Here is a 24,744-nt window from a genome sequence, read left to right on the forward strand (position 1 = left end):
GAATAATTCGATAAAATATGTCAATTACCTCCCTCCATTTAGGGAAGGGCTGGTAAGTTGTGTTATAATTCTGTGAGCATTACTCCAATATCACGTACGTCAGGAGAATTACATTGGCTAACCTGAACTTCGGTGGTTTTAAAATGACCCCACCCAAAGTTTTATCACTAGGATTCTTAATCCTTATCACTGCCGGGACTTTTCTGCTTAGTCTCCCGGTCTCCTCAACATCCGGACAAATATCCTTTATCGATGCCTTGTTTATGGCGACTTCAGCCACTTGTGTAACAGGCCTTGCGGTCATTGATACGGGAACTCAGCTAACTACCTTCGGACAAGTTGTTCTACTCATTTTATTTCAAATCGGAGGATTAGGCTTTGTAACGATGGCTACTTTGATTACCTTGGTCCTTAATAAACGGATATCCTTGAAAGAGCGAATCCTTTTGCAAGAATCCATGAACCAAAATTCGATGCAGGGAATTGTACTCTTAATCCGTAGAGTCCTGATCTATTCTCTTGTTATTCAGCTGTCGGGGGCCGTGTTGTTTGCTGGAAGGTTTATGATGGATATGCCCTTTGGGAAAGCAGCATATTATGGGATTTTTCACAGTATATCTATCTTTAATAATGCAGGCTTTGATCTCTTCGGAGATATTCATGGGCCGTTTAGCGGACTTACTCGTTTTGTAAATGATCCCATTGTTAACTTCACCTCAATGAGTCTCATATTTCTTGGAGGGATTGGTTTTATCGTTCTGTCTGATCTTATGGACTTTCCTAAACGCAGAAGACTCACTCTTCATTCAAAGGTTGTTCTATGGACTTCTCTTATATTGATTGTTATTGGTGCGGGGCTGTTTTTTTTACTGGAGTTTAATTCTACGCTGAAGCCCTTGAGTGCAAGCGGAAAGTTTTGGGCGACCTTTTTACAAGCGGTAACTCCGCGATCTGGTGGTGTCACCACCATTGAAGTTCCACTTTTACGGCAATCCACACAATTTCTGATGATTCTATTGATGTTTATCGGAGCTGCACCTGGGTCGACGGGTGGAGGAATTAAGATCACTACATTCGCCGTACTGGTTACTGCAGTAGCTGCGCGATTACGGGGGAAAGAAGATATTGTAATGTTCCGCCACCGGATCGCTAAAGAAAATGTATATAGAGCCCTTACTATCACATTAATGTCTCTTATGCTGCTTGTCATCGCTACGATGTTATTATCCTTAACCGAGAGCGCTGAATTTCTAACTGTACTTTTTGAAGCAGTATCTGCTTTTGGAACCTCAGGCTTATCTATGGGCCTTACTCCGGAACTGACTACGGCAGGAAAGGTTCTAGTGATTATCCTGATGTTTATGGGCCGGACCGGACCACTTACACTTGCTTATGCTTTGAAACCAAAAGGTAGTAAAGAACTGTACCGTTACCCAGAAGGTAAGATAACGATTGGATAATCATGATATGGCCAGCGGCTACCAGATAATGCCGCTGGCGTCATTTCAATAATATTATTATTCTTCCACGATTTCTTGTTGATCAAGTGCAGCATCCAGCAACTGATTGTACACATCATCGTTATTCTCCAGCAATGCATCCGTTTCTAAGAACTGTTCCTCGCTCCCAGGCTCACCCGCAAAGCTTAGACTGTAATCCCATTCCGTTCCTCTTGTACTGAAGAAAGTAATTTCATATGGAGCCTTATGATTTTCGAGAGTGAATACAGTCCTCCCTACATAACTTTTATCTTCTTTACGGCTCATTTCAGCACTTACGATCTCTAAATTCATTCACTTATCTTCCTTCCTATCATCAAATCAGCTACCCTTTCAGTATATCATTGAAATGAATGTAATTCCTTCTCTTTGCACTGTAAATTCCACGTAATTGACTTTTTTCATCCGGCGGTTAATAATTTAGTACAATGCTTGTAAAGTACTAAACTATTAGTAAATGGAGGAAATTACAATGACTGATTTTCAGGCTAAGCTTAGTAAATATGCAGATTTAGCTGTACAAATAGGTGTTAATGTTCAACCCGGGCAAATTCTAGTGGTGAATGCACCGATTCTTGCCGCTGATTTCGTACGTCTAATTACCGCTAAGGCATATGCTATCGGAGCAAGTTTAGTTAAGGTGAACTGGAGTGATGCAAGCATTACACGCCAACAGTTTGAACACGCTGCACCAGAGGTATTCACTCAGCCTCCTACTTGGTACGCAGGTGAAATGACTGAATTCGCCGAAAAAGGTGCGGCTATCCTTAACGTGATCGCTGAAGATCCTGATGCACTTAAAGGTATTGATCCAGTGCGTATCTCCAATTTCCAAAAAGTTCGCGGAGCTGCCCTCACCAAATATCGTGAAATGCAAATGTCCGACAAAGTGAGCTGGAGTATTGTAGCTGTTCCTTGTCAAGCTTGGGCGGATAAAGTATTCCCTGAGGTTCCAGCCGAAGAACGTGTAGATAAACTCTGGGAAGCCATTTTCCACACCGTGCGTCTTGACCGTGAAGATCCAGTAGCTGCATGGCAGGAGCATCTTGACACCTTGGAGCAAAAAGCGAATGTACTCAATGCAAAAAAATATAAAAAGCTGCATTACATAGCACCTGGCACTGACCTTAGCATCGAGCTTCCTGAAGGCCATATCTGGGCACAAGGAGACAGCATTAATGCAAAAGGTCATTCTTTTGTAGCCAATATGCCTACCGAAGAAGTCTTCACTGCACCACTAAAGACTGGTGTTAATGGCACTGTAAGAAGTACAAAGCCACTTAGTCATGGCGGCAACATCATCGATGGCTTCTCTATTAGCTTTGAGAACGGCCGTATTATAAGTGTTACTGCTGAGCAAGGTCAAGAAGCGCTAGAGCACCTCATTAGCATGGATGAAGGAGCGAAATACTTAGGGGAGGTTGCCTTGGTTCCTCATAAATCCCCTATTTCTGAATCCAACATTCTTTATTACAACACATTGTTTGACGAAAATGCTTCTAATCACCTTGCTATAGGTATGGCTTATGCCTTCTGTTTAGAAGGCGGTAAAGACATGAATCCAGAGCAGTTAATTGAGCATGGCCTCAACAATAGTGTAACCCATGTGGATTTCATGATCGGGTCAGCTGAGATGAACATTTACGGGATAACTGCTGATGGAACTGAAGAACCTGTCTTCCTGAATGGAAACTGGGCGTTCTAATTTAAGCACACAAGAGATACAGGATATTGGGAGGAATAGAAACTATGTTGGATTTCAAGCAAAAGCTGGAGAATTACGCATTGCTGGCCGTGAAGATTGGCGTTAATATTCAACCGGGTCAGACACTCGTTGTGAATGCAGATATTGTATCCGCAGAGCTTGTGCGACTTGTGGTTCGCAAAGCCTATGAAGCCGGCGCGAGACTTGTAAAGGTGAATTATAGTGATGAAGTTGTATTACGTACACGTTATGATCTTGCTCCATCTGATTCCTTCCTGGAGCCGCCGCAGTGGCAAGCCGATGAATTAGAGGATCTTGCTAAAAAGGGAGCCGCATTTCTAACCATTATCTCCGCTGACCCAGATCTTTTAAAAGGCGTTGAACCGGGAAGAATTGCCGATAATCAACGTATTTCTGGGCAGACCCTAGCACCTTATCGTGAGTACTTAATGGGGAATCATGCGAGCTGGAGCGGCCTTGCCTTCCCATCAGCCTCTTGGGCGGCAAAAGTGTTCCCTGACGCTCCATCAGAGCAGCAGGTTGAACTATTATGGGACGCCATCTTTAAAGCCACACGTGCGGATCAGGAAGATCCTATTGAAGCATGGAGCCGCCATTTAGATGGACTCAAAACTCGTTGCGCTTCCTTGAATGAAAGTAAGTTTCGCAAGCTGCATTATACAGCACCTGGTACAGATTTAACTATTGAGTTGCCGGAAGGACACATCTGGTGTCAGGCAGGAGCTGTGAACGGTAAGGGCGTCCCTTTCCTAGCCAACATTCCAACGGAAGAAGTGTTTACTGCCCCTCTGAAGTCTGGTATTAATGGTAAAGTGAGCAGCACTAAGCCACTTAGCTACGGCGGCAATCTAATCAATAACTTCACGCTGACCTTTGAGAACGGTAAAGTGATTGATTTTACTGCTGAAGAAGGCGCAGAAACTCTGGCATCACTAATCGCACTGGATGAAGGATCTTCCTATCTTGGTGAAGTTGCTTTGGTGCCTTTCCACTCTCCGATTTCTGAGAGCGGTATTCTTTATTACACTACGTTGTATGATGAGAATGCCTCCTGTCATTTGGCTTTAGGTGCAGCTTATGCCTTCACAATTCAAGAAGGAATTACGATGACTAAAGAACAGCTGTTGGAAAAAGGAATGAATCAAAGCCATACCCATGTTGACTTTATGATGGGCTCTCCTGAAATGAATATAGACGGAATTAACGATGATGGAACAACAGTACCTATCTTCCGTAATGGGGATTGGGCTTAAGGCATAAACAACACCCGTTAGATCCTAGGTAGAACCAATTTCAAATAACCCGCTTAGCTCTCTAATTAGAGAGTAAGCGGGTTGTTTTTGTTTTAACAGCAACATTTCAGGTGGTAAAATGCCCAAATTTGAATAAAAGTTCAATATTTGTTCACACTATTGTTGATTTCTGTTCACAAATATGTCACAATACAGTTAAGGATTGAATTTCCAAGGAGGGGATTATCATGTTGAGAGACCCAGTATCCAAAGAAGTTGACAGCCTCGAAGAAGAACAGCTAGAAATTCAACCACCGGTAGATTCAAGAATTGTTGCATCTAATGCTATTAAATACACTGCCTATGTTATGCTGCTTTTTGGATTCTTGTATTTCCTGATTGCTTACTTGGCGCCTATGTTGGAACCTTAATGTGATGGATATAATTTTATTGGAAAACGCTTACGGTTAATCACTCTCTATGGAGCAGTGATTAACCGTTTTTATTAATTCCATGAGAATGCTTTGTTTGTCCAAGCTATTGCTGTTGGCGACCATACCCCGTTCATCTTCGTTTGTATCCAAGCTCTGGCCTCTTCTCTATCCCCTTCAAAAGCGGATAGACCGTTATCTGACATCCAGTGACTGACCGTCTCGAACGAGGTGCTGCTCCAGCCATTTACTTCACCTTCATCATTCAGGCGTTGCTTGATGCCTGAGATCACCATATCTAACGATCCTTGAAGCTCAGTAACCGCGTTATCGAAGGCTGTTTTCTTTTCTTTTGCCTTCATATCAGCCTCTGCCCGAAGTTTACGTGTATCAATGCCTTCATGTTCACGAACAATCTGCAGTAAGGTCACAGCTTCTTTACTAGCCAACCCATCCTTATACCGCTCTTCAATAGATTTGGTACTGCCTACTGCTGCTACAAATGCCGGAAACCACTCCCTTGAGACCAAAATAGCCTTTTTCTTAATAAACTTTCCGTATCCTGCAAGACCCTCACCTGGAAACTGCGCACGCCATGACCACGGATCTAAATCTGTTCCAGTATGCCAATTCTCGGGCTTAGTTAAGCCGTTTAAAGACGGGTGCCCGGGAATCAGCGCAGCAAGCGGTAAAATCCCCAATTTCGCAATAATCTCTGCTGTTTCCCCATAAGTGGTGACACTACCTTGTTCATATTCCTGACCCATTTGTTCATCATCTCCTAGATCTAATTTAATCTGATTTCATATTTCCAATTCCGGTTATAAAAGTGCTAATCAAGCGGGTTAGACTCTCGTTAGTATCGAGCGCCATACCAAATCCACCCTTTTGCTCCAAAGAGGCGAATCCATGAAGGATACTCCGTAATCCCCTTACGGCATGAAGTTCTCCTTCTTCACCTAATTGATAACTCTTCATCACCTGAATTATAAACTGCAAAATATGCTCACCAGCCGCTTCAAGCTCCGTGTTCTCCTGTTCAGGGGCTCGTAGTGTAGTCTCATACAAACCTGGTCTACTCCTAGCAAAATCCACATATGCTCGGCCCATCGCGTGTACAGCAGCATCTCCATTTAATCCCTCAGCTGCGTTCGACATGCATGTAAATAATAACTCTAAACCGTAAATGGCGAGCCCGGTCCGCAAATCCTGCAGGCCATTTATATGGTTATATAGTGACGGGGAACGAACACCTAGTTTAGCTGCTAGTGCAGCCAAGGTAACAGCTTCTATGCCTTCAGCATCGGCAATTTCTGCTGCTCTAATCACTAGCGTGTGACGATCTAATCCTGCTCTAGGTGACATTTAATTACTCCTATCCTGAATCATTTGTGCCTTACGTATGGCTTTCTCCATCTCCTGCTTTGGCGCTTTAAGTAAGTTGCCGTGACCAACAGCAAGTAAAACTGGAGAGAACTCTAGAAGCTTAATCGCACTATTCAGAGCTTGTGCTTTATTCCATGTAGCCATTGCTGGAAAAGGAAACAGGGGGATGATGGTTCCAGCCACCGCAGTTCCCCGGAAGGTCTGAAGAGCATCCCCCACGATTACAGCACCGCTGCGTGAATCAAGGAAAGACATAGAGCCGGGGGTATGTCCTGGAGTGTGAATCGCTGATAATGAGCCAATGGTATCCCCTTCGTGGAGAAGGACGTCTGGCTTGGTAGCTATCTTCTTCGGCACACCTCCCTTAATAGGGGTCTGAGGTTCTCCTTCCCGAAGTGAACGATCTCCACGAAGTAATGCCGAATCTCGCTCAGAGATGTACACCTGAGCCTCTGGACGTTGCTTTTTCAGTCCATCCAGTGCCCCAATATGATCATCATGCGCATGCGTTAAGATTATGCGTGTAAGCTTCTTATTTAGCTTCGCTTCGGTCTCCATAATTCCTTTTAGACTAAATGGCATAGCGGCATCTATTAAAGTCAATCCATCGTTTTCCTCAATAATGTAACAATTCACTGGAAAAAAATTTGGCATCCAAGTCAACTGCAGTAAATGACCTTCACGTGTTACTCTCATCCTTACCCCTCCGATAAACTAATGGTATTAGCTTAAATATAAACTAATGAGATTAGTTTTTCAAGAAGTGGTTATCTTTAATATTTAATCTTTAATCTTTAATTCTCAATGTTCTTGTCAGCATTTTTGTTGGATTTATTAATTATGTACCACATCGCCCAAGTGACCCCTATGAAAAAAACAACCGCCCCGACGAGAGTACTCGATATATTTTTTCTAATATCCACTTCTCCCGCTTCTCTAAAATCAAGCAAAAATGTTAGCGTGGCCCAAATAATCGTGCTGATAACTCCCGATATTAAATGAATCTTCTTAAACCGTCTGAGTTCTCCATCCTTACTCGGCAGCAGGTATATCCCATCTTTGACACAACGAACGGTAACATACAAGCAACCTAACAGCATAATCCCAAAAGTATCAACCCAATATTTGATGTCCCACTCCAGGATAAATACTTTTACCAAAAGGCTAATCATAAATCCCACTAACACAATCAACAATCCGTGCGTACTAAACTTCTGAATTTCTGTGATAATTCGTTCTTCTTTAATCTTTGGCCCTTTCACAACTAATCCTCCCCAAAAATATCGTTTAATGACGTATCTAACGCCTTGCAGATGGCTATGCACAGCTTAATCGTTGGATTATAGTTACCAGCTTCAATCAGGCCGATCGTCTGCCGTGTAACCCCTACAACTTCCGCTAACTGTTCTTGGGAAAGATTCTTTTGGATCCTAGCCAGCTTCAACTTGATGTTTTTGTTCTCTCCCACTCCATAACCCCTTTTAATGTTTGTCATGCATTCCATTTTCCACCATTGTAATCTATATCGGTCATTATGTACATTATATATTGCATTTAATTGGTGGGATCAACGTTTGACTTTAGGATCGACGTGTCATATTAGGATCAACGTATCATATTAGGATCCAGACTCCATTTTTCATTCCCTCTCCGTCAGGAAATACTTTCTCCCCACCGTTGGATCAAATGGTGAAGAGTGATTGTAACTGAGTCCATAGCCAGTCAGCTGCGCTGCCAAACTCGCCGCCTTTGCTAGTATGTAAGCACACTTTTTGCCAATAGTTCGGACTCAGATGACCTTATTATGCAAATTCGATTGTTTTCTGCGGGTTATCGGACTCAATTGCAGCTATTTACTCAAAACCACACAGATTCTGCGCCTCTACAAGGTAATAAGCGCTATGCGGTCCGATACTTCTGCAAAATGACTTAAAAAGCTCAAATAGCTGCAATACGGTCCGTAACATACTGAGGGTCTTTGGGTAGTTTGGGTAGTTTGGGGTAGTTTGGGGTAGTTTGGGGTAGTTTGGGGTAGTTTGGAGTTAGTTCACATATTCGCCGTTGCATCGGACTGAGGAGTCCTTATTTCGTAGATTTGCAGCTAATTGACGTGCTATCGGACCCAGTTGCAGCTATTTACTCATAACCACACCAATTCTGCACAGTTACAAGGTAATAAGAGCTATGCGGTCCGATAAATCGGCAAAATGACTCAAAAAGCTCAAATAGCTGCAATACAATCCGATACGGAGATTTGTAGGAAGCCCACAAGAGGTCAGTAGGATAATCACTAGGAAGCCACTAGGAGATCACTAAGAAACCCGCAGAAGGTCAATAAGAGATCACTAGGAAGTAAGTAGAAGGTTGAGCCACATAAGCAGAGGACCGGCAGCGAAACGTGATCAGCACCCAGTAGCCCTCCCCCTCACCCGACTACGGCTAGTCTAAGCAACAAAAAAAGCATCCCTAAGGATACTTTTGATAATTCGACGCTTATGATCTTTCGATGCTTTTGATCTTTCGATGCTTTTGATCTTTCGATGCTAATGATCTATCGATCTTTCGATCTTTTTGATCTTTCGACGCTTTTTCGATATTTTTGATCTTTCGCCGCTTTTAATATACGAATGCCTTCGACTTTCCTTATTCCACTACGCCATTCTCTGGAAAGAAGTCTACGATCTTCAGCAGCTCCGAAGCGTCTGTGCGTGGACGGCTGTCAGGTACAGTCTCCGGATATCCGGCATGGATCATGGCTACAATTTTTTCGCCGGGATTCACACCAATTTTAGTGCGGAATTCAGGATTGTTGATGTAGGGATCAGTCTTCCAAATCGTTCCTACACCTTGCTCCCAAGCTGCGAGCTGGAAGTTCTGTACAAGTGCAGACGCTGCTGCAAAATCCTCGTCCCACTCTCTCTGCCGAGGATCTTCAGGCATCACTACGATTACTGTTAATGGAATATTCGAGATATATTCTTTACGTTTAGCAGCCACTTCTGGATCAGCTATAGCACGTTTTACAAAAGCAAATGCAGATTCAGCTAGGAATTTCGAACCTTCCCCTTGAAAGGCAATAAATCTCCACGGCTCACGCACACCATGATTCGGTGCCCATACCGCTACATTTAATAATTCCTCTAAAAGGCCTTGTGGAAGTGGATCTTTTTTAAAAAGCTTAATCGAGCGTCGTTCTTTTATTATTTCGGCCACACTATTCTGTTGAGTCTGTTGAGATTGCGTCATAAGATCCACTCCCTATTATAGTAATAATGATAATCATTATCACAAATGATACAGCATCTTTCTGCCTTTTGCAAATAACAGGTAACCTTTCGAATCACAGTTAATTTCATATAAAAACAACCGATATACTTCGCAGAAACTTTCGGATGTTATTGTTTCTCTGCATATTAACTCTTGAATTCACAAAAAAACACCGTTCCCGAAGGAACGATGTTCACAGCTTCAGCCGAATCGGCCCATGATATATTCTTGCGTCATTTGATTCTCTGGATTGGTAAAGACTTTATCCGTCTTATCATATTCGACAAGGGAGCCTAGATAAAAGTATGCGGTATAATCAGAGATCCGAGCTGCCTGCTGCATATTATGTGTCACAATAACGATGCGAAGCTCTTCTTTCAACTCCTTGATTAGCTCCTCTACTTTACCTGTGGAGACCGGGTCTAGAGCTGATGCTGGTTCGTCCAAGAGCAGGATTTGCGGGTTAACCGACAACGCTCTAGCAATACAAAGACGCTGCTGTTGTCCACCGGAAAGTGCAAGCGCTGAATCTTTTAAACGATCCTTTACCTCATCCCACAATGCTGCTTTGCGAAGACTGCTCTCAACAATCTCATCAAGAGCCTTTTTACCTTTAATGCCATGATACTTAGGTCCAAAAGCGATGTTATCGTAAATCGATTTATAGAACGGATTTGGCTTTTGCCATACCATCCCGATCTTCTGACGCAGCTTAATCACATCCGTACCCGGAGCATTAATATCCACTCCATCAATCCAGATGCTTCCTTTTGTTTTTGAACCAGAAATTTCGTCATTCATCCGGTTCAAAGAACGAAGAAAGGTTGATTTACCGCAGCCGGAGGGGCCGATCAGTGCAGTAACCGTATTTTCAGCAAATGGAAGGCTTATCCCCTTTACTGCCTCATATGTTCCGTAAAAAATACTCAGGTCTTCGGTTTGAAAAGATTCACGCACTGCTGTTGCCGACGTTCCCATCGATTACTCCTCCTACATCTCTACTTTAATTTGTATGATTAGTTCATTCTTTTTGAAGCTGTAAGCTTACGATAAATAAATCTTCCGAAATAACGTGCTGCCAGATTGAAGATTAACACCATAATTACAAGCACCGCCGAAGCTCCCGCAGCAATCTGTGCAGCATCTGGAGCTAGACCTTCACTGTTGACCTTCCAAATGTGGACAGCCAGCGTTTCCGCTGGACGGAAGGGATTCAGTGGTGAATTCGCACTAAGTGGATTCCAGTTGGTGAAATCCAATCTTGGACTACTCATCCCTGCTGTGAACATCAACGCAGCTGCTTCCCCAAAGACACGGCCAGCGGACAAGATAGTACCTGTAATAATTGTAGGTAATGCTACCGGAAACAACACCGAGGTAACAATTTTCCACTTGGACAATCCTAGTGCAAAACCGGCCTCTTTTTGTTGTTTTGGAACACTACGGAAAGCTTGCTCCGTAATCCGCACCATCAGCGGCAGATTAAAGACCGTCAATGCCAGCGCACCGGAGATTAAGGAGAAGCCCAGATTGAAATAGTTAACAATCAGCAATAGACCAAACAAGCCGACTACGATGGAAGGGAAAGATGACAATACTTCAACAATCAAGCGAATAAAGCCGGTAATCTTACCGGGACGAGCGTATTCCGCCATATAAATACCGGCACCCAGTCCAAGCGGAACTGTAATAATAAGTGTCAGTACCAACAGGAATAAGGAGTTAAATAGCTGCGGTCCGATCCCTCCACCTGCACGAATCTTTTGCGGTGCGGAGAAAAGAAAATCCCAACTGATATGGCTTAAGCCTCTAAAGAGGATATATCCCAAAAGTCCAAGTAGAATGGCAACGATGAGCATCGCGAAAAATACAATAAGACTGGTGGCAATTTTATTTACGGTTCTCGGCTTCAAATTTTATTTCTCCTTTCAAGCATTCTCACAAAGAAGACAAATACGAAAGTCATCAGCATGAGAACCAGTGCCATACTCCACAGTGCATTATTGTGAGGTGAGCCCATGGTCGTGTTCCCCATACCGAGTGTGATCACACTGGTCAAGGTAGAAGCTGACTCAAAGAGTGATTTTGGTACGAATGGCGCGTTCCCGATAACCATTTGTACAGCGAGTGCTTCACCGAAAGCACGAGCCATTCCCAATACAATCCCTGTCATTATGGCAGGAAAGGTTGTTGGAATAATCACCCGCGAAATCGTCTGCCACCGGGTGGCACCAAGCGCATAGGAAGATTCTTTTAAGTTTTGCGGCAATGAAGCCAGCGCGTCTGCAGCCACGCTTGTAATCGTCGGAAGAATCATTACCGAGAGCACAAGCGCGCCTGCAGCTACCCCGATGCCTTGGCCCGGCAGGTTGTTGCGTAGAAACGGTACAATTACACTTAATCCGATGAAACCATATACTACCGAAGGAATCCCTGCCAAAAGCTCAATAACAGGTTGAAGTAATTTTTTGCCCCACCCTGGAACAATCTCAGTCATAAATAACGCAGCGCATAAGCTAAGTGGACTAGCAATCAATGCGGCAAGCAAAGTAACCAGGAAGGAGCCCGAGATAAATGGAAAAGCTCCGAAGGAAGGCGTATCCGCTTCAGGCGACCACTTTGTACCGAAGAGAAATTCAGAAACTGTAGCATTGCCACTTGTGAAGGTTGAAATTCCTTTAGACGCTACAAAATATACCATCGATACAATGATTGTTATCAACAGTAATACACAGAAGGACATATAAGTACGTCCAACAAAATCTTCAATATGATGTTTTTCGAATCGTGAGTTCTTTAGTTTCACCCTCAATTGCTCCCTCTTTCTAAAGTGAAAAGAGAGGCAGATGTATCCGCCTCTAATCACTTGAGATTCTAATCAATAACATTGCCTAGAATTAAATTACTTAGCGGTAACAGTTCCTGCAACGTCGCGAACAACTTGCATTTTAACAGCTGGGATGTATCCAAGTTCAACAACTTCACCTGTTTGCACTTCGTCAGTTAAGAAAAAGTCGAGGAATGCTTTTACTGTTGCATTAGGTTCACCATTTGTGTACATATGCTCGTAAGCCCATACTGGGTATTTACCCGAAACAACATTGTCAACAGATGCTTCTACACCGTCAAGACTAAGTGTTTTAATGGAATCATCCAGGTAAGAAAGAGCAAGGTATCCGATTGCCCCTGGAGTTTCACCGATCATTTTCTTAACCGTACCGGAGGAATCTTCTTGAATCGAACCTGGGATATCTTCTGTTTTGGTTCCAAGTGCAAAGCTTTCAAAGGTAGCACGAGTACCGGAGCTGCCTGGACGGTTGATGATTTGGATTTTTTGATCCGCTCCGCCGACTTCAGACCAGTTAGTGATTTTACCAGTGAAAATGTCCACCAGTTGTTGTTTAGTCAAGCTATCCACACCAGCATCAGGATGAGATACTGCTGCGATCGCTACTACTGCTACTTGATGATCTACGAGTGCTGCTGCTTTTTCCGCATCTGCATCTTTTAATTTTTCTTCTGCGAATACGTCAGAGTTTCCGATATCTACTTGTTTCTCAGCTACTTGAGTAAGACCAGTACCACTGCCACCGCCTTGAACTTGAATGTCCACGCCAGTGTTTTTATCCATGAAATTCTCTGCTACCAGCTCAACCAAGGGTTGTAATGCTGTTGAACCTGAAGCCAGAATCGAACCACTTATTTCAGCGCCGCCGCTTCCTTCGTTAGTTGCTGCAGCGTTTCCTCCCGTGTTGTTAGCCCCGCCGTTACCGCAAGCCGATAGTGCCAGTACGCTTGTTAAAGCCAAAGTCATGATCCATGATTTTTTGAATTGCATTGTTTTGTCTCCTCCTAAATGGTTTGTTAGCATGGCTCCCTGATCAGTTCATACCAAACTGGCTTCGAAAGCTTTAACATGGTGTTGTGGAGCTTGGCCCCCATATGCATGGTTACTGTAAAAGTTCATCAAACGCATATGTTATATGTTGTCCGGGACTTCTTGGCCCCTCTGACTCTTCTTATTCTAGAGCTCGTTCGTTAGAGAAACTTCTTATCTTTGTAAAGCGAACGAAAAAAATACCAATATAAAGTGTATATCTGTATAGATATAATCTATAATGGAGATATAATTTATAATCCAACTTAGCATTATGTGGAGGAAAGTCATGAATATTATGAAATTGAACATCGTAGTTCTAATTGAAAAATATAAAAAAGTAACCGATGTAGCCGCAGAATTAGGCCTTAAACAACCTACTGTATCTTTTCATATGAAGAATCTGGAGGCTGAGCTCGGAACCCCTCTATTTCTTTACCGAAGCGGAAGAGTGCTGCTTACGGACGCTGGACGAGCCCTTTATCAATACGCCCTCAAAATCGTCTCTCTCACAGCAGAAGCTGAGCGCACAGTTAAACAATTTTCTTCCCCCTCAAAAGGAATATTAGAGCTGGAAGCCAGTTTTATTCCTGCAACTTATATTTTACCTAATGTGTTAATCCAATTCATGAAACTCTATCCGGGGATTAACAACTCTTTGACTGTTCAAAGCGATGCTTTGTTACGTGAGCGTCTCCGTAGTCGGGATATTCAGATGGCCATTTTACATACTGCGGATTGGCAGGACGAATCTTTTGATTTTCAGCTTATTGTCCGTGATGAACCTGTCCTAATTTTTGCACCTGGTCATCCATTTGAAGGCCTAGAGAAATTAACACCTGAACTAATTGCCAATGAGCCGTGGATTCAGCATGAGCAAGGATCTTGTTTACGAGGGTATGCCGATCAATGGGCACAATTCAATCAAATCCGTTTATGGAACCGATCCGAGTTGAATTCTCCAGAAGTGATTAAGCAGTTAGTTAGCGGGAGTGATTGTGTTGGTATATGTTCTAAAGCGGCGGTTAAAGCTGAGATTGAGCTAGGCAAGCTTAGCTATGCTAACCTGCCAGGGATTCTGCCTGAAAGCGGCGGGTTTGTGCTCGGCTGGCGTAAAGATCATATTTTAACACCGTTGCAGCAATCCTTTGTTGATATAGTAACGACTCTTGATCTTTAAAAAAACAAGGAAGCTTCTAAAGCCGCAAACGGTTTTAGAAGCTTCCTTGTTCATTTAATCTATAAAAGGAAACATTAATTTCTCATTTTCACTTAAATACATATTCTCCTTCGTGATGATCACGGAGCCTGTATCTATTATCCGTTCCACTTTCTCACCCTCAACAGCTTCAATCGCCGTCTTCACAGCTAAGTACCCCATATTAAAAGGCTTCTGCATTACCGTGCCAAGCAAGATCCCTTTTTCGAGGAGCTTCACCTCATTGCTAGAATTGTCGAACCCAAATAATTTCACTTTGTCCTGAAATCCCATATCCATAATCGCCTGCCCAGCACCTAGTGTAGAAGGTTCATTAAGACCTATTATCCCCTTTAGATTTGGCTCGTCCTTTAGTAAATCAACAGTTAACTGGTACGCTTTTCGCACGGAACCATCACTGTATAATGTAGGCTGCACATCATGAACTCCATTCTCTAAAAGGGCATCACGAGCCCCTCTTTCCCTCTCTATTGCGGTGGCAGAGCCTTGTACAAAGTTAACGATAGCGACTTTATCCTCTGGATCGATATATTTTCTTAACTCCTGCCCTGCCTTACGTCCTGCTTCATAATTATCTGTAGCAATAAAACTCTCTGATACACCACCGCTCAAGCCCGAATCTACAGTAATAAGTGTAATGCCAGCTGATTTGATCTTTTCCGCGATTGGAATGAGGCGATAATAATCTGTAGCAGATAAAATAATGGCGTCAGGCTTCTCCTTAATTGCTTGCTCCAGCAGTTCTATCTGTTGATCTACATCAAGCTCTGTATCCGTTCCAACCGTGCGAACCTCTGCGTCGAACTCCTTAGCCGCTGTTGCCACACCTTGTTTCATCACTTCCCAGAATTCAATACTGCTATCGATAGTCTTGGGCACATAAATAATGGTCCTAACCTTTGCGTCAAGCTCATTTGTAAACATACGATAGGCTAATGAACCCAAAGTAACAATGAAGAGCAGCAGCAGAGTATACAGGCCAATTTTTGACCGTAAAGCGCTCATTGACTCTCCTCCTCATAAATCACAGGTATTCGTAAAGTGGCCGTCGTTCCTTCCTCCATCTCGCTTGCAAAAGACAAACCGTATTTCACACCGAAATACAGCTGGATACGATGGTTCACATTCGCGACACCTACACCGCTGCCAGTCTTGAAATCTGATTTTTGCAGCAGTACCTTACCCATTTGCTCTTCATCCATCCCAATACCGTCATCAATGACCTGTACGATAATATCGTTCTGTTCTTGTCTTGCTCGGATCAGAATGTGCCCTTGCTCAGGATTATGTTTTATGCCGTGATAGATCGCATTTTCAACCAAAGGCTGAAGTACCATTTTTAAAATGCTGCAGGTTAGGATATCTTCTTGTACCTCTATGGAATAAGTGAATTTATTACGATAACGCATGTTCTGAATCGTTAAATAGTGCCGAATATGCTCTAATTCTTTGGCCAGCGGAATCAATTCCTCACCCTCACCAATTGTTGAACGAAGCAGCTTGGATATAGATGAAGTCATCTCAACCACTTCCTCCATCTTTCCTGTCTCTGCCATCCAAATAATCGAATCAAGTGTATTGTACAAAAAGTGAGGTTTAATCTGCGCTTGCAGTGCCTTCAGTTCACTCACACGTTTCATCTCTTGCTCCAGAACGATCTGTCCCATTAACTCTTTAATCTTCATCATCATGAGATTAAACGTACGAGCAAGCTTGCCGATTTCATTCGTGCTCTCAATCTCCACGCGTATGTCGAACTCTCCACGTTCCGCTTTTTTCATATTCAGCTCCAAATTCTTCAGCGGTTTGGTCAGTGCGTAAGAGAGAAATATCGATATAGCCATAGCAAAAATCAAACTAATTGCTCCCCATAAGGCGGCGGTTCCTTGCATACGTTGCTTGTTCGCGACCAAATCATCCGGATAAGTGACTCCAACTATTTTCCAGCCAAAGCTGGTAGTGTCCACAGTGTACAGTTTCTGATCATTCCCCGTGTTAACCGTAACAGATCCACTCTTGATCCCAAGGACCGTCTCTAATTGTTCGAACTTGAGCTGGGAGTAGATCAACTGCTGTTGTGGATGATAGACAAGGCTACCTGCGGGATCGACGATAAAAACATAACCTCGTTTTCCCAGTTCGATTTGTTTACATAGATTATTAATTACACTGTAATTGAGATCTACGAGCAGTACACCTTGTTGATCCGCTTCCGTCATAGCATTCGCATTCGAGAGTTTTCGGCTGATCGAGACTACCCACCGGTATTCATCTTGAAAGATGTGCTGCACATGAGAGGAAGAAACTGCAACGTCAAGTTGATTCATAGCTTTTTGATACCAATCTTGAGCTATTAGTTCAGGAAGCGGTTTCATAACAGCATGCTGTCGATCCGAAACGGTCATGCCATCTGAGCCTGCATATAATATAGAGGAAATATCCGAGCGGGACTGAACGACTGACCGGAGATAATGACTGGCAAGCAGTTTATTCTTAAGCGCCTCTTCTTCATCTAATTTCGAGCCTTTTATATATTTCTCTAAATCACTGCTAGTTAACACCAGAGCAGCTATGCTCTCCATATTACCAATGTAATTCTCGATATTTAGTTTTACTTGTTCTATTAATTGTGAAGTATAGGCTACAGAATTGCCCTTGACCGCGGCTGAGGACAGGCGATAGGAAGTATAACTCAGGACAATAGTTGTGCAGAGGATAAGAAGTGAAAAGGAGATTGCAATATTAGTATGAATACTTCGGCTGCGGAAAAAGCGCTGTGATCTCATAGAGAGAGATTCTCCTTCTGCCGGTGTCGATATTCCTTCGGTGTGCTTCCTACATTACGTTTGAAAATAACACTAAAATACTGTGGATCAGCATAACCAACTCTGGCAGCGATATCATATGTCTTCAACTGTGTGACCGTAAGGAGTTCTTTTGCTTTTTCCAAACGGAGTCGAGTCAGATACTCTATAAATGTTTCACCGGTATGCTGTTTAAAAGTTGCACTGAAATAACTGATGCTCATAAAAATATGGCTGCACAGCTCATTGAGTGAAAAGCTGTCATTACAATAATTCTCGCGAATATAAGCTTCTGCGGCTTGCATCTGAGAAGTCCGAACCGTTGTTCTCTGTTCCGATAGTTTAAGTATCAGCGCATGGCAAGTCCTCTCCAGATAATGCCTTGCTTCATCTAACGTCTTAAGCGTAGCAACCTCTGCAAACATATTATGCGAAACAACTACTGTATTTGGGAAGCCGATGTCGACCACATAGTTCATCAAAGAAACCAGCAGCTGATAGATGCTGCTACGGCAGCCTTCTATAGAGGAGGTATTACTTTTAAGCTCCTGAAACCACTTCAACAGAATTTCCGATACAGCAGAAGCTTTACCTGTCTTTAAAGCGGATATAAATTGCTTTTCCCATGAGGTGAAATGCGCCTGATCCAATCCCTTCCCAAACTCAAGATCCTGTATGGAGATAACTTTATCTATGCCTAAAAGGTAACGATATTCTATGGAGGAGATCGCTTCTTGGAAGGATTGTGGAATTTGTTGCAAAGTATTATATTTTCTACCGATGCCTATGGTGGATGACAGCTTCAAATATTTATTTAAGCTACCCTGGACTTGCTCTGCAAGATGCTGCGTTGCTACTTCTACCGTCTCTAAATTGCCGGATAATATCGCAGCGATTTTTCCATCTCTCGTCTGGAATACCACTCCCTCTTGCTCTTTCTCCAGCTGCTCTTGAACAATGTTAAAGGCACCGAAACGCAGTAGCTCTGCATCAAAAGCTAGGTCCTGGCTTCGTTTCTCCAGTTCTATATCTATAACGAGCGCAAGGTACACTTGACCCTGCAACGGAATATGAAAATAACTCAATTTATTCTCGATTTCTTCGCTTTTCATTCGAGTAGTTACCAGCTGCTCCAAGAATCGTTCCCGCAGCAATGGAAGACTCTGATTAAGTTGCATACGAAGCTTAACTAAATTCGCTTTTTGTAGATGCTCTTCATCTAAATCCTGCTTCATCTTACTTAGAAATTCAGCAAACTCACGTGCATTAATCGGTTTTAATAAGTACTCAGTCACCTTCAGTGTTATGGCCTGCTTCGCATATTCGAAGTCTTCATATCCAGTGACGATAATGACCTTCATATCCCGGTACCTATCCATCACAGCTCTGGCCAATCCCAGTCCATCCATAAAAGGCATACAAATATCAGTAATAATTACGTCAGGACGATGCTGCTCGATTGCTTCCAGTGCATCTCTGCCATTATCAAAATCACCAACCAGCTCAAACCCATATTTACTCCATGAGATCTTATGTTTGATCCCTTCACGAACCTCATCTTCATCATCAACCAGAATTATCTTATACATCCAACACCTCCACAACTTTGAACTTATCAGCATAAGCATAATAGAGGCCGCCTGCGGGAGGCAACCTCTATTATTAAACTCTATTCGTATAGTAGAGGTTTGATCTCATCGGAATCCATATTGTTTTTATCATACCAGTGGAACCCCGTGTCGATGTTCTTTTCAACCGCTTCCCCTTTAATCGCTTGCACAGCTGCCTTCACAGCTTGATAGCCAATACCAATGGGGTCTTGTGTAACAGCACCAGCCACAACACCACTGCGGATAGCATCCATCAACTGCTTGCCAGAGTCAAAGCCGACGACTACGATCTTACCATTCATTTGCAATTCATTTACTGCATTAGCCACACCTACAGCAGAGCCTTCATTAGAGCCATAGATTCCTTTCAGATCCGGATTTGCCTGCATCATCGCTTTCGCAAGGTCTGTGGACTTTAACTGATCTCCACCCCCATATTGCGGCTCTAACACTTGAATATCCGGATATTTTTCTTTCATTTGTTCTAAGAAGCCATCGCGACGCTGTTGCCCCGTGCTGCTTGTTTGGTCATGTATGACAAGACCCACTTTACCTTTCTTGCCAATCAGTTCAGCCATTTTATCTGCGGCCAACGCCGCTGCTGCTTTATTGTTAGTCGCTGCCGTTGCTACAGGGATATCACTGTCTACACCAGAGTCAAAGCCGATGACCGGAATCTTATTTTCCTTTGCCTTTTCTAGATAAGGAATCGCAGCTTTGCTGTCCAGTGCGGCAAGCGCAATTGCAGCTGGCTTCTTGTCGAGAGCGGTCTGCAGCATCTCAATTTGTTTATCCACCTGACTCTCATTTTCTGGACCTTCAAAGGTAATCTCAACATCAAATTCCTTAGCAGCTTTCTCCGCTCCTTGCTTTACCGCTTGCCAGAATTGATGCTGGAACCCTTTTGATATGACTGGAATGTATGGTTTGTCTGAACCGGATGCACTTTTGTTACTATCATTGTTGTTACATGCACTCAGCAAAGTAGTGACTAACAATAGACTGACAAGCATAATAAACCCTCTACGACGCAGTTTCATTTGAATCTTCCCCCTCGTCATTTGCTTTGTATATCACTCCGGATGGAGATCATACCAAGTTTATTGCTTACGGCGGCGTAGAATATCAGCGTAAACCGCAATGATGATTACAACACCGACAATGACCGTCCGCCATTCCTGAGCCACGGACATAATCTGCAAGCCATTCGTCAGCACACTCATAATCAGTGCGCCAATAATCGTGCCTAGAATAGAACCTACACCTCCACTTAAGGAAGTTCCGCCAATGACCACTGCCGCAATAGCCTCTAGTTCATAGCCAGTGCCCAGTGATGGCTGAGCTGAATTCAAACGTGATGCCATCAGAATACCTGCGATTCCACTAAAAATCCCTGTAATGGAATAGATAATAATCTTCCATTTGACTGTGTTCACACCTGATAAGCGAGTAGCTTCTTCATTACTGCCAAGCGCGAAGTTGTAACGCCCAATAATCGTCTTAGACAAGATTATGCTTGCGATCATACCGAGTAATAAGAAGATAACGATGGTGTTGGGTATACCAGGGATCATTTTACCCATGGCGATCTTGGCGAAGATCGGATCATCGTTGAAATAAATAGGTTTGGCTCCGGTGATGACAAGCGACAAGCCTTTGGTGACCATCATAATCGCCAGAGTGGCGATGAAGGGTGGAATGTTCATCTTCGCCACCATCAAACCGCTGATAAAGCCGCACAGTGCTCCAGCCAGAATCCCACCTACAATGCCTAACGGGACGGGCAGACCCCAGAAGGTAATAATGACTCCAACCATAACAGATGAGAATGTCATTACAGTACCCAGAGCAAGGTCGATGCCGCCCGTAATAATAACAAAGGTAGCTCCAAGCGCTAATACTCCGATTACAGCTGTAGAAACTAGAATTCCGACAAGATTTGAGAATTGAAAAAAGTTGCTGGAGGATAAAGAGAATACGATGACCAATATGATCAGACTGGCAAATGCCAATATTTTTTGTTTGAATCCGGATTGCCCTCCCGATTGCTTCATACCCGCTGGCTGACTAATCTCTTTATCCGCGATCTTCATAGTCCTGACACCTCCGGTTAACTCTTGAACAGTTATGAACGTTTCGTCGCATATTTCATAATCGCCTCCTGCGATGCTTCTTCTGCGGGGAGTTCTCCTGTTATACGCCCTTCACACATAATGATAATCCGGTGGCTCATTCTTAGAATCTCAGGAAGATCTGAAGAAATGATAATGATCGCCTTCCCTTGACTCGCAAGCTGATCCAGCAGCTTATAAATTTCACTTTTCGCGCCTACATCAATACCTCGTGTAGGCTCATCGAAGATGAGTACATCACAGTCTCTAGTCAACCACTTGCCGATGACCACTTTCTGCTGATTACCTCCGGACAGAAACTTAACCTTTTGATCTACACTTGGAGTTTTGGTGGCTAGCGCTTCAACATGCTGCTCCGCTGAGCTTCGCATCTCCCGCTCCTTCATCCAGCCAAATGAATTACGGAATTTATAAAAGGAGGCAATCGCATTATTCATGCTGATATCCATATCCACAAGCAATCCGAAACGTTTGCGGTCTTCGGACAAATACCCAATACCATGCTGTACCGCTTGATGTGGCTGACGTATCCGAACCGATTTTCCATGGAGCATAATTTCACCCTCATCGATGGGATCGGCACCGAATACGGCACGTACAACCTCGGTACGTCCAGCTCCCATTAAACCAGCGAAGCCCAAAATCTCACCTTTATACAGATGAAAGCTAATATCCTTGAACGCATGCCCTCTAGAAAGCTTCCGAACTTCTAAGACAACTTGCTGAGTCTGTTTCGCAATCGTTGGTTTCGACGTTTGATATAATTCACGTCCAACCATCATGCTGATGATCTGATCAATCGTTATTGAATCGGTACGAACGGTATCTACATAACAACCATCACGCATAACTGTAATGCGGTCTGTAATTCGCTTCAATTCATCCATGCGGTGAGAGATATAAATAATTCCCACACCTTTATCTCGTAGCTGCTCAATCATTCGAAATAACTCGTTAATTTCTGTATCTGTTAACGCGGCGGTTGGTTCATCCATGATCAATACCTCGGCTTGGAAAGACAAGGCTTTAGCGATTTCAACCATTTGCTGATTAGCAACGGTCAGGTCTGATACCAAAACTCTGGGATCCAGCTTCAGATTCATTTGATCAAACAGTACCTGAACTTTTCGGTTCATCTCCACATCATCAACGAACCATTTCAGACCTTTTCGCGGCTCTCGTCCAATGTAAATGTTCTGGGCGACCGTAAGATGAGGCATTAAATTCAATTCCTGATGGATGATACTAATTCCAAGCTCCTGTGCTTCACGGGTATTAACAATCTCCACTTCATTTCCCTTGTACCACATTTGACCAGCATCCTTGGAATAGACACCTGTCGCAATCTTCATAAGGGTAGACTTGCCAGCGCCATTTTCTCCTACTAACGCATGAACTTCCCCACGCTTCAGCTCAAATTGACATTCATTCAAAGCATGAACACCTGGGAAAAACTTGTTGATTCCCTCCATACGAAGCAACACTTCGTTCATTTTGATATCCACCTCAAATTCTTTGAGAATGCCTTAACCCTTAAAGTGATCGCTTTCAATCCGGAATGTAAAATCATTGTATTCCCTATAAGTTGCCATTGTAATGGAATAATCTCCGTAAAAAAGTTTAAAATTTTATGTTTTACATACAAAAAAAGCTGAACCGAGAGCACCTCAGTTCAGCACAAATGTTATACCCTAAAAATCACATGTCAGCGAACCCTCCTAAAGGCTTGCGCCATTTCCAGCCACCAATGTGAAGGTCTTAGGAATTCCCTTATCATACACGTCGGAGGATAGATTAGGTTCTTCAACTAATTGGCGGATCACTAGTCCGCTATTAGCTGCTGCGGTTACAATTTCTCCGAGTGTCCAGCGGCGCCAATACACAACACTATGCTCTTGTTCACCTGCTGGTTTACCTGTGGAAGGCAAATACTTGGAATAGGATACCTTCTTCTCTTCCAATGATGAGTCAAAATAATCTCCGTTTACTTTGTGTTTGCGTACCTTCGCAGTAGATCCCTTCGAGGAAATAAGCTTGGTCGTTACCGGATGAAAATCGCGGAGTACAAATACGCCTCCAGGAGAAAGCAATCGGCGAGCTGTTTCCATGAATAGTGTAAGGTTGGTAAAGTAATGAACAATTCCTAACTCTGCAAAGACGATGTCATATGAACCATCAAGGACGTCTTCTGGCAGCTTAAGAATATCTGAGACGATATAGGTTAGTGGTACCCCTGCTTCTTGGGCAAGATCAGCCGCATATCGCGCATTGGCTTCCGAGAAGTCAGCAACCGTTACTTCCGCACCTAGTAATGAGAGTGCCACGGCCTTCATCCCGTTTGAGCCCATTAAATTCATCATTTTCTTCCCCTTCACCTCTCCAAAAAAAGAAAGGAGCGGGTGAAGCTTTGCACTTGGTTCCTTTATTAATTTTGCAGCTGCTTCTGACGGTGTACCAAACCGAGTTACCCAAGCGGTATAAGTATCTTCGTTCCAAAGCTCTTCGCTTGTTGGCACAGCGTTTTTTTCTGCCTGATTATTTGAATATTGATTCTGCTCTTCCATCCATTGCTACCCCTTTATGTGTAAAATATCTGTTATGAAGCATTCTGAATGGCATCAGCCATCCGGATAGTTTTCCTTCTTTCCGCGTACAAATATACTGCGAGGCCAATCATAACGAGCAGCCCACCTGCCCATTGTAAGGTTGTTAGCTGTTCACCCAAGAGTAAATACGCTAAGATACTGGCACCCACTGGTTCTCCTAAAATGTTCATTGAAACCGTAGTCGCGGATACATATTGTAGTAACCAATTAAACAAAATATGGCCAAACACCGTTGGCACCACTGCTAACAATACAAAGATTCCCCATTCCTTGTCCGGATAATTAAAAAAGGAAATCCCCATGAACAGATTGTATACGGCAAACACGCCAGCGGCTGATAAGAAGACAATCAAGCTATATAAGTAAGAGGGCATACGCACCACTAGCTTTTGACCGATCAGCATATGTACAGCTACCGCGACAGTGCCTCCGACCGATAATAGATCACCTTTTAGATTATCTGCAGAGATTCCAATATCACCCCAGCCGATAAACACGACACCGCCAATCGCAATGCCAAGCCCTAGAATAGCGGACAGAGCTGTCTTTTCCTTATACAAAAAATAAACACCCAGCATAATGAATACAGGCTCCAGCGCCATGATCATTGTTGAACTAGCTACCGAAGTATACTTTAATGATCCCATCCATAGCAAAAAGTGCAGCGCAAGCATTGCGCCTGAGAGGATGAGCATTAGCCAGTCTTTTTTACGAAGAGCAAAAGCAGCTCCACTATAGGGTCTTGCAAAAGGCAGCATCAGCAGTGAGGTAAATAATAATCTGTACATGCCTTGTATAGATGCAGGTGCATCAGACCATTTAATAAAAATGGCGGAAAAAGAGATGGCCACAATCCCTATCAACATTAATAGTGGAATCGGAAGTGGCGGTTTTTTAAGTTTCACATGTTACGCGTCCTTTCAATATCTTAAGTCACTTATGTTAATTTAACGCA

General features: G+C 43.3%; 24 protein-coding genes. 5 read left to right on the forward strand and 19 right to left on the reverse strand.

The window, feature by feature from the left end; all coding sequences use genetic code 11:
• The first annotated feature begins 143 nt into the window (after positions 1-143).
• Entirely contained in the window at positions 144-1,460 is a 1,317-nt protein-coding gene (locus MHI32_RS16315; protein ID WP_076184980.1) for a TrkH family potassium uptake protein, read from the forward strand.
• Positions 1,461-1,517: 57 nt separating this feature from the next.
• Here the strand turns inward: MHI32_RS16315 and MHI32_RS16320 are convergent, their stop codons facing one another.
• Positions 1,518-1,793, reverse strand: a complete 276-nt coding sequence (locus MHI32_RS16320) for a hypothetical protein (RefSeq protein WP_076280402.1) — start codon at positions 1,791-1,793, stop codon at positions 1,518-1,520.
• A 178-nt stretch (positions 1,794-1,971) separates the two neighbouring features.
• Here MHI32_RS16320 and MHI32_RS16325 point away from each other — a divergent pair, with 178 nt between their 5' ends.
• From MHI32_RS16325 to MHI32_RS16335, 3 genes are all read left to right on the forward strand, one after another.
• A complete protein-coding gene (locus tag MHI32_RS16325; protein WP_036676902.1) occupies positions 1,972-3,204 on the forward strand; it encodes an aminopeptidase in 1,233 nt (410 codons plus the stop codon).
• 44 nt (positions 3,205-3,248) lie between these two features.
• Positions 3,249-4,478: an aminopeptidase gene (locus tag MHI32_RS16330; RefSeq protein WP_076126659.1), complete on the forward strand. Its 1,230-nt coding sequence runs from the start codon at positions 3,249-3,251 to the stop codon at positions 4,476-4,478.
• A gap of 227 nt (positions 4,479-4,705) precedes the next feature.
• A complete protein-coding gene (locus tag MHI32_RS16335) occupies positions 4,706-4,888 on the forward strand; it encodes a hypothetical protein (protein ID WP_076126661.1) in 183 nt (60 codons plus the stop codon).
• Between the two features lie 74 nt (positions 4,889-4,962).
• On the opposite strand, the gene MHI32_RS16340 is transcribed toward MHI32_RS16335, so the two are convergent.
• The 10 genes from MHI32_RS16340 to MHI32_RS16385 all read right to left on the reverse strand — a co-directional run bounded on the left by MHI32_RS16340 (position 4,963) and on the right by MHI32_RS16385 (position 13,379).
• Positions 4,963-5,655 (reverse strand): hypothetical protein, encoded by a 693-nt coding sequence (locus MHI32_RS16340; RefSeq protein ID WP_076190238.1) that lies wholly within the window; start codon positions 5,653-5,655, stop codon positions 4,963-4,965.
• A gap of 25 nt (positions 5,656-5,680) precedes the next feature.
• Positions 5,681-6,253 carry a TetR/AcrR family transcriptional regulator gene (locus MHI32_RS16345; protein WP_076190237.1) on the reverse strand — a complete coding sequence of 191 codons (573 nt, stop codon included), beginning with the start codon at positions 6,251-6,253 and terminating at the stop codon, positions 5,681-5,683.
• Positions 6,254-6,970 carry an MBL fold metallo-hydrolase gene (locus MHI32_RS16350; RefSeq protein WP_076190236.1) on the reverse strand — a complete coding sequence of 239 codons (717 nt, stop codon included), beginning with the start codon at positions 6,968-6,970 and terminating at the stop codon, positions 6,254-6,256.
• 98 nt (positions 6,971-7,068) lie between these two features.
• Positions 7,069-7,536: a DUF6773 family protein gene (locus tag MHI32_RS16355; RefSeq protein ID WP_340010284.1), complete on the reverse strand. Its 468-nt coding sequence runs from the start codon at positions 7,534-7,536 to the stop codon at positions 7,069-7,071.
• 2 nt (positions 7,537-7,538) lie between these two features.
• Positions 7,539-7,742: a helix-turn-helix transcriptional regulator gene (locus tag MHI32_RS16360; RefSeq protein ID WP_340010285.1), complete on the reverse strand. Its 204-nt coding sequence runs from the start codon at positions 7,740-7,742 to the stop codon at positions 7,539-7,541.
• Between the two features lie 1,175 nt (positions 7,743-8,917).
• A complete protein-coding gene (locus tag MHI32_RS16365) occupies positions 8,918-9,520 on the reverse strand; it encodes a nitroreductase (RefSeq protein ID WP_340010286.1) in 603 nt (200 codons plus the stop codon).
• Positions 9,521-9,742: 222 nt separating this feature from the next.
• Complete coding sequence (gene pstB, locus MHI32_RS16370) at positions 9,743-10,519, reverse strand: phosphate ABC transporter ATP-binding protein PstB (RefSeq protein WP_036687516.1); 777 nt, start codon at positions 10,517-10,519, stop codon at positions 9,743-9,745.
• Between the two features lie 38 nt (positions 10,520-10,557).
• A complete protein-coding gene (gene pstA, locus MHI32_RS16375; RefSeq protein WP_036687518.1) occupies positions 10,558-11,454 on the reverse strand; it encodes a phosphate ABC transporter permease PstA in 897 nt (298 codons plus the stop codon).
• A complete protein-coding gene (pstC, locus tag MHI32_RS16380; RefSeq protein WP_036687519.1) occupies positions 11,451-12,353 on the reverse strand; it encodes a phosphate ABC transporter permease subunit PstC in 903 nt (300 codons plus the stop codon). Before pstC ends, pstA begins: the two co-directional genes overlap by 4 nt.
• Positions 12,354-12,443: 90 nt before the next feature.
• Positions 12,444-13,379, reverse strand: coding sequence for a phosphate ABC transporter substrate-binding protein PstS family protein (locus MHI32_RS16385; protein WP_076126671.1), 936 nt, complete (start codon positions 13,377-13,379; stop codon positions 12,444-12,446).
• Positions 13,380-13,707: 328 nt separating this feature from the next.
• Between MHI32_RS16385 and MHI32_RS16390 the strand changes: the two genes are divergently transcribed.
• Complete coding sequence (locus tag MHI32_RS16390) at positions 13,708-14,598, forward strand: LysR family transcriptional regulator (RefSeq protein WP_076126672.1); 891 nt, start codon at positions 13,708-13,710, stop codon at positions 14,596-14,598.
• 54 nt (positions 14,599-14,652) lie between these two features.
• Here the strand turns inward: MHI32_RS16390 and MHI32_RS16395 are convergent, their stop codons facing one another.
• The 8 genes from MHI32_RS16395 to MHI32_RS16430 form a co-directional block, all read right to left on the reverse strand.
• A complete protein-coding gene (locus MHI32_RS16395; RefSeq protein ID WP_076126673.1) occupies positions 14,653-15,642 on the reverse strand; it encodes a substrate-binding domain-containing protein in 990 nt (329 codons plus the stop codon).
• Entirely contained in the window at positions 15,639-17,423 is a 1,785-nt protein-coding gene (locus MHI32_RS16400) for a sensor histidine kinase (protein ID WP_340010289.1), read from the reverse strand. Before MHI32_RS16400 ends, MHI32_RS16395 begins: the two co-directional genes overlap by 4 nt.
• Positions 17,420-19,030 carry a response regulator gene (locus MHI32_RS16405; protein WP_076126677.1) on the reverse strand — a complete coding sequence of 537 codons (1,611 nt, stop codon included), beginning with the start codon at positions 19,028-19,030 and terminating at the stop codon, positions 17,420-17,422. The genes MHI32_RS16400 and MHI32_RS16405 overlap by 4 nt, the downstream gene beginning before the upstream one ends.
• 80 nt (positions 19,031-19,110) lie before the next feature.
• Positions 19,111-20,091 (reverse strand): ABC transporter substrate-binding protein, encoded by a 981-nt coding sequence (locus tag MHI32_RS16410; protein WP_076126678.1) that lies wholly within the window; start codon positions 20,089-20,091, stop codon positions 19,111-19,113.
• A gap of 60 nt (positions 20,092-20,151) precedes the next feature.
• Complete coding sequence (locus MHI32_RS16415; protein ID WP_143762388.1) at positions 20,152-21,105, reverse strand: ABC transporter permease; 954 nt, start codon at positions 21,103-21,105, stop codon at positions 20,152-20,154.
• Positions 21,106-21,176: 71 nt separating this feature from the next.
• Positions 21,177-22,676 carry a sugar ABC transporter ATP-binding protein gene (locus MHI32_RS16420; protein WP_076126682.1) on the reverse strand — a complete coding sequence of 500 codons (1,500 nt, stop codon included), beginning with the start codon at positions 22,674-22,676 and terminating at the stop codon, positions 21,177-21,179.
• A gap of 225 nt (positions 22,677-22,901) precedes the next feature.
• The gene (locus tag MHI32_RS16425; RefSeq protein ID WP_076126683.1) at positions 22,902-23,747 is read right to left on the reverse strand and encodes a class I SAM-dependent methyltransferase; all 846 of its coding nucleotides are present in this window, start codon (positions 23,745-23,747) and stop codon (positions 22,902-22,904) included.
• 32 nt (positions 23,748-23,779) lie between these two features.
• Positions 23,780-24,694, reverse strand: a complete 915-nt coding sequence (locus tag MHI32_RS16430) for a DMT family transporter (protein ID WP_179086258.1) — start codon at positions 24,692-24,694, stop codon at positions 23,780-23,782.
• Positions 24,695-24,744 lie beyond the last annotated feature (50 nt).

This window comes from Paenibacillus sp. FSL H7-0690 (genome assembly GCF_037980415.1).
Classification (GTDB): Bacteria; Bacillota; Bacilli; order Paenibacillales; family Paenibacillaceae; genus Paenibacillus_AQ; species Paenibacillus_AQ odorifer.

Bases quoted from the DNA above. Each gene is read 5' to 3' on its own strand.
- MHI32_RS16345 (WP_076190237.1), bottom strand. From the start codon at position 6,253: ATGTCACCTAGAGCAGGATTAGATCGTCACACGCTAGTGATTAGAGCA.
- MHI32_RS16415 (WP_143762388.1), bottom strand. From the start codon at position 21,105: ATGAAGCAATCGGGAGGGCAATCCGGATTCAAACAAAAAATATTGGCA.
- MHI32_RS16330 (WP_076126659.1), top strand. From the start codon at position 3,249: ATGTTGGATTTCAAGCAAAAGCTGGAGAATTACGCATTGCTGGCCGTG.
- MHI32_RS16365 (WP_340010286.1), bottom strand. From the start codon at position 9,520: ATGACGCAATCTCAACAGACTCAACAGAATAGTGTGGCCGAAATAATA.
- MHI32_RS16335 (WP_076126661.1), top strand. From the start codon at position 4,706: ATGTTGAGAGACCCAGTATCCAAAGAAGTTGACAGCCTCGAAGAAGAA.
- MHI32_RS16425 (WP_076126683.1), bottom strand. From the start codon at position 23,747: ATGGAAGAGCAGAATCAATATTCAAATAATCAGGCAGAAAAAAACGCT.
- MHI32_RS16385 (WP_076126671.1), bottom strand. From the start codon at position 13,379: ATGCAATTCAAAAAATCATGGATCATGACTTTGGCTTTAACAAGCGTA.
- MHI32_RS16420 (WP_076126682.1), bottom strand. From the start codon at position 22,676: ATGAACGAAGTGTTGCTTCGTATGGAGGGAATCAACAAGTTTTTCCCA.
- MHI32_RS16405 (WP_076126677.1), bottom strand. From the start codon at position 19,030: ATGTATAAGATAATTCTGGTTGATGATGAAGATGAGGTTCGTGAAGGG.
- MHI32_RS16350 (WP_076190236.1), bottom strand. From the start codon at position 6,970: ATGAGAGTAACACGTGAAGGTCATTTACTGCAGTTGACTTGGATGCCA.
- MHI32_RS16395 (WP_076126673.1), bottom strand. From the start codon at position 15,642: ATGAGCGCTTTACGGTCAAAAATTGGCCTGTATACTCTGCTGCTGCTC.
- pstB (WP_036687516.1), bottom strand. From the start codon at position 10,519: ATGGGAACGTCGGCAACAGCAGTGCGTGAATCTTTTCAAACCGAAGAC.
- MHI32_RS16410 (WP_076126678.1), bottom strand. From the start codon at position 20,091: ATGAAACTGCGTCGTAGAGGGTTTATTATGCTTGTCAGTCTATTGTTA.
- MHI32_RS16400 (WP_340010289.1), bottom strand. From the start codon at position 17,423: ATGAGATCACAGCGCTTTTTCCGCAGCCGAAGTATTCATACTAATATT.
- MHI32_RS16325 (WP_036676902.1), top strand. From the start codon at position 1,972: ATGACTGATTTTCAGGCTAAGCTTAGTAAATATGCAGATTTAGCTGTA.
- MHI32_RS16320 (WP_076280402.1), bottom strand. From the start codon at position 1,793: ATGAATTTAGAGATCGTAAGTGCTGAAATGAGCCGTAAAGAAGATAAA.
- MHI32_RS16390 (WP_076126672.1), top strand. From the start codon at position 13,708: ATGAATATTATGAAATTGAACATCGTAGTTCTAATTGAAAAATATAAA.
- MHI32_RS16340 (WP_076190238.1), bottom strand. From the start codon at position 5,655: ATGGGTCAGGAATATGAACAAGGTAGTGTCACCACTTATGGGGAAACA.
- MHI32_RS16315 (WP_076184980.1), top strand. From the start codon at position 144: ATGACCCCACCCAAAGTTTTATCACTAGGATTCTTAATCCTTATCACT.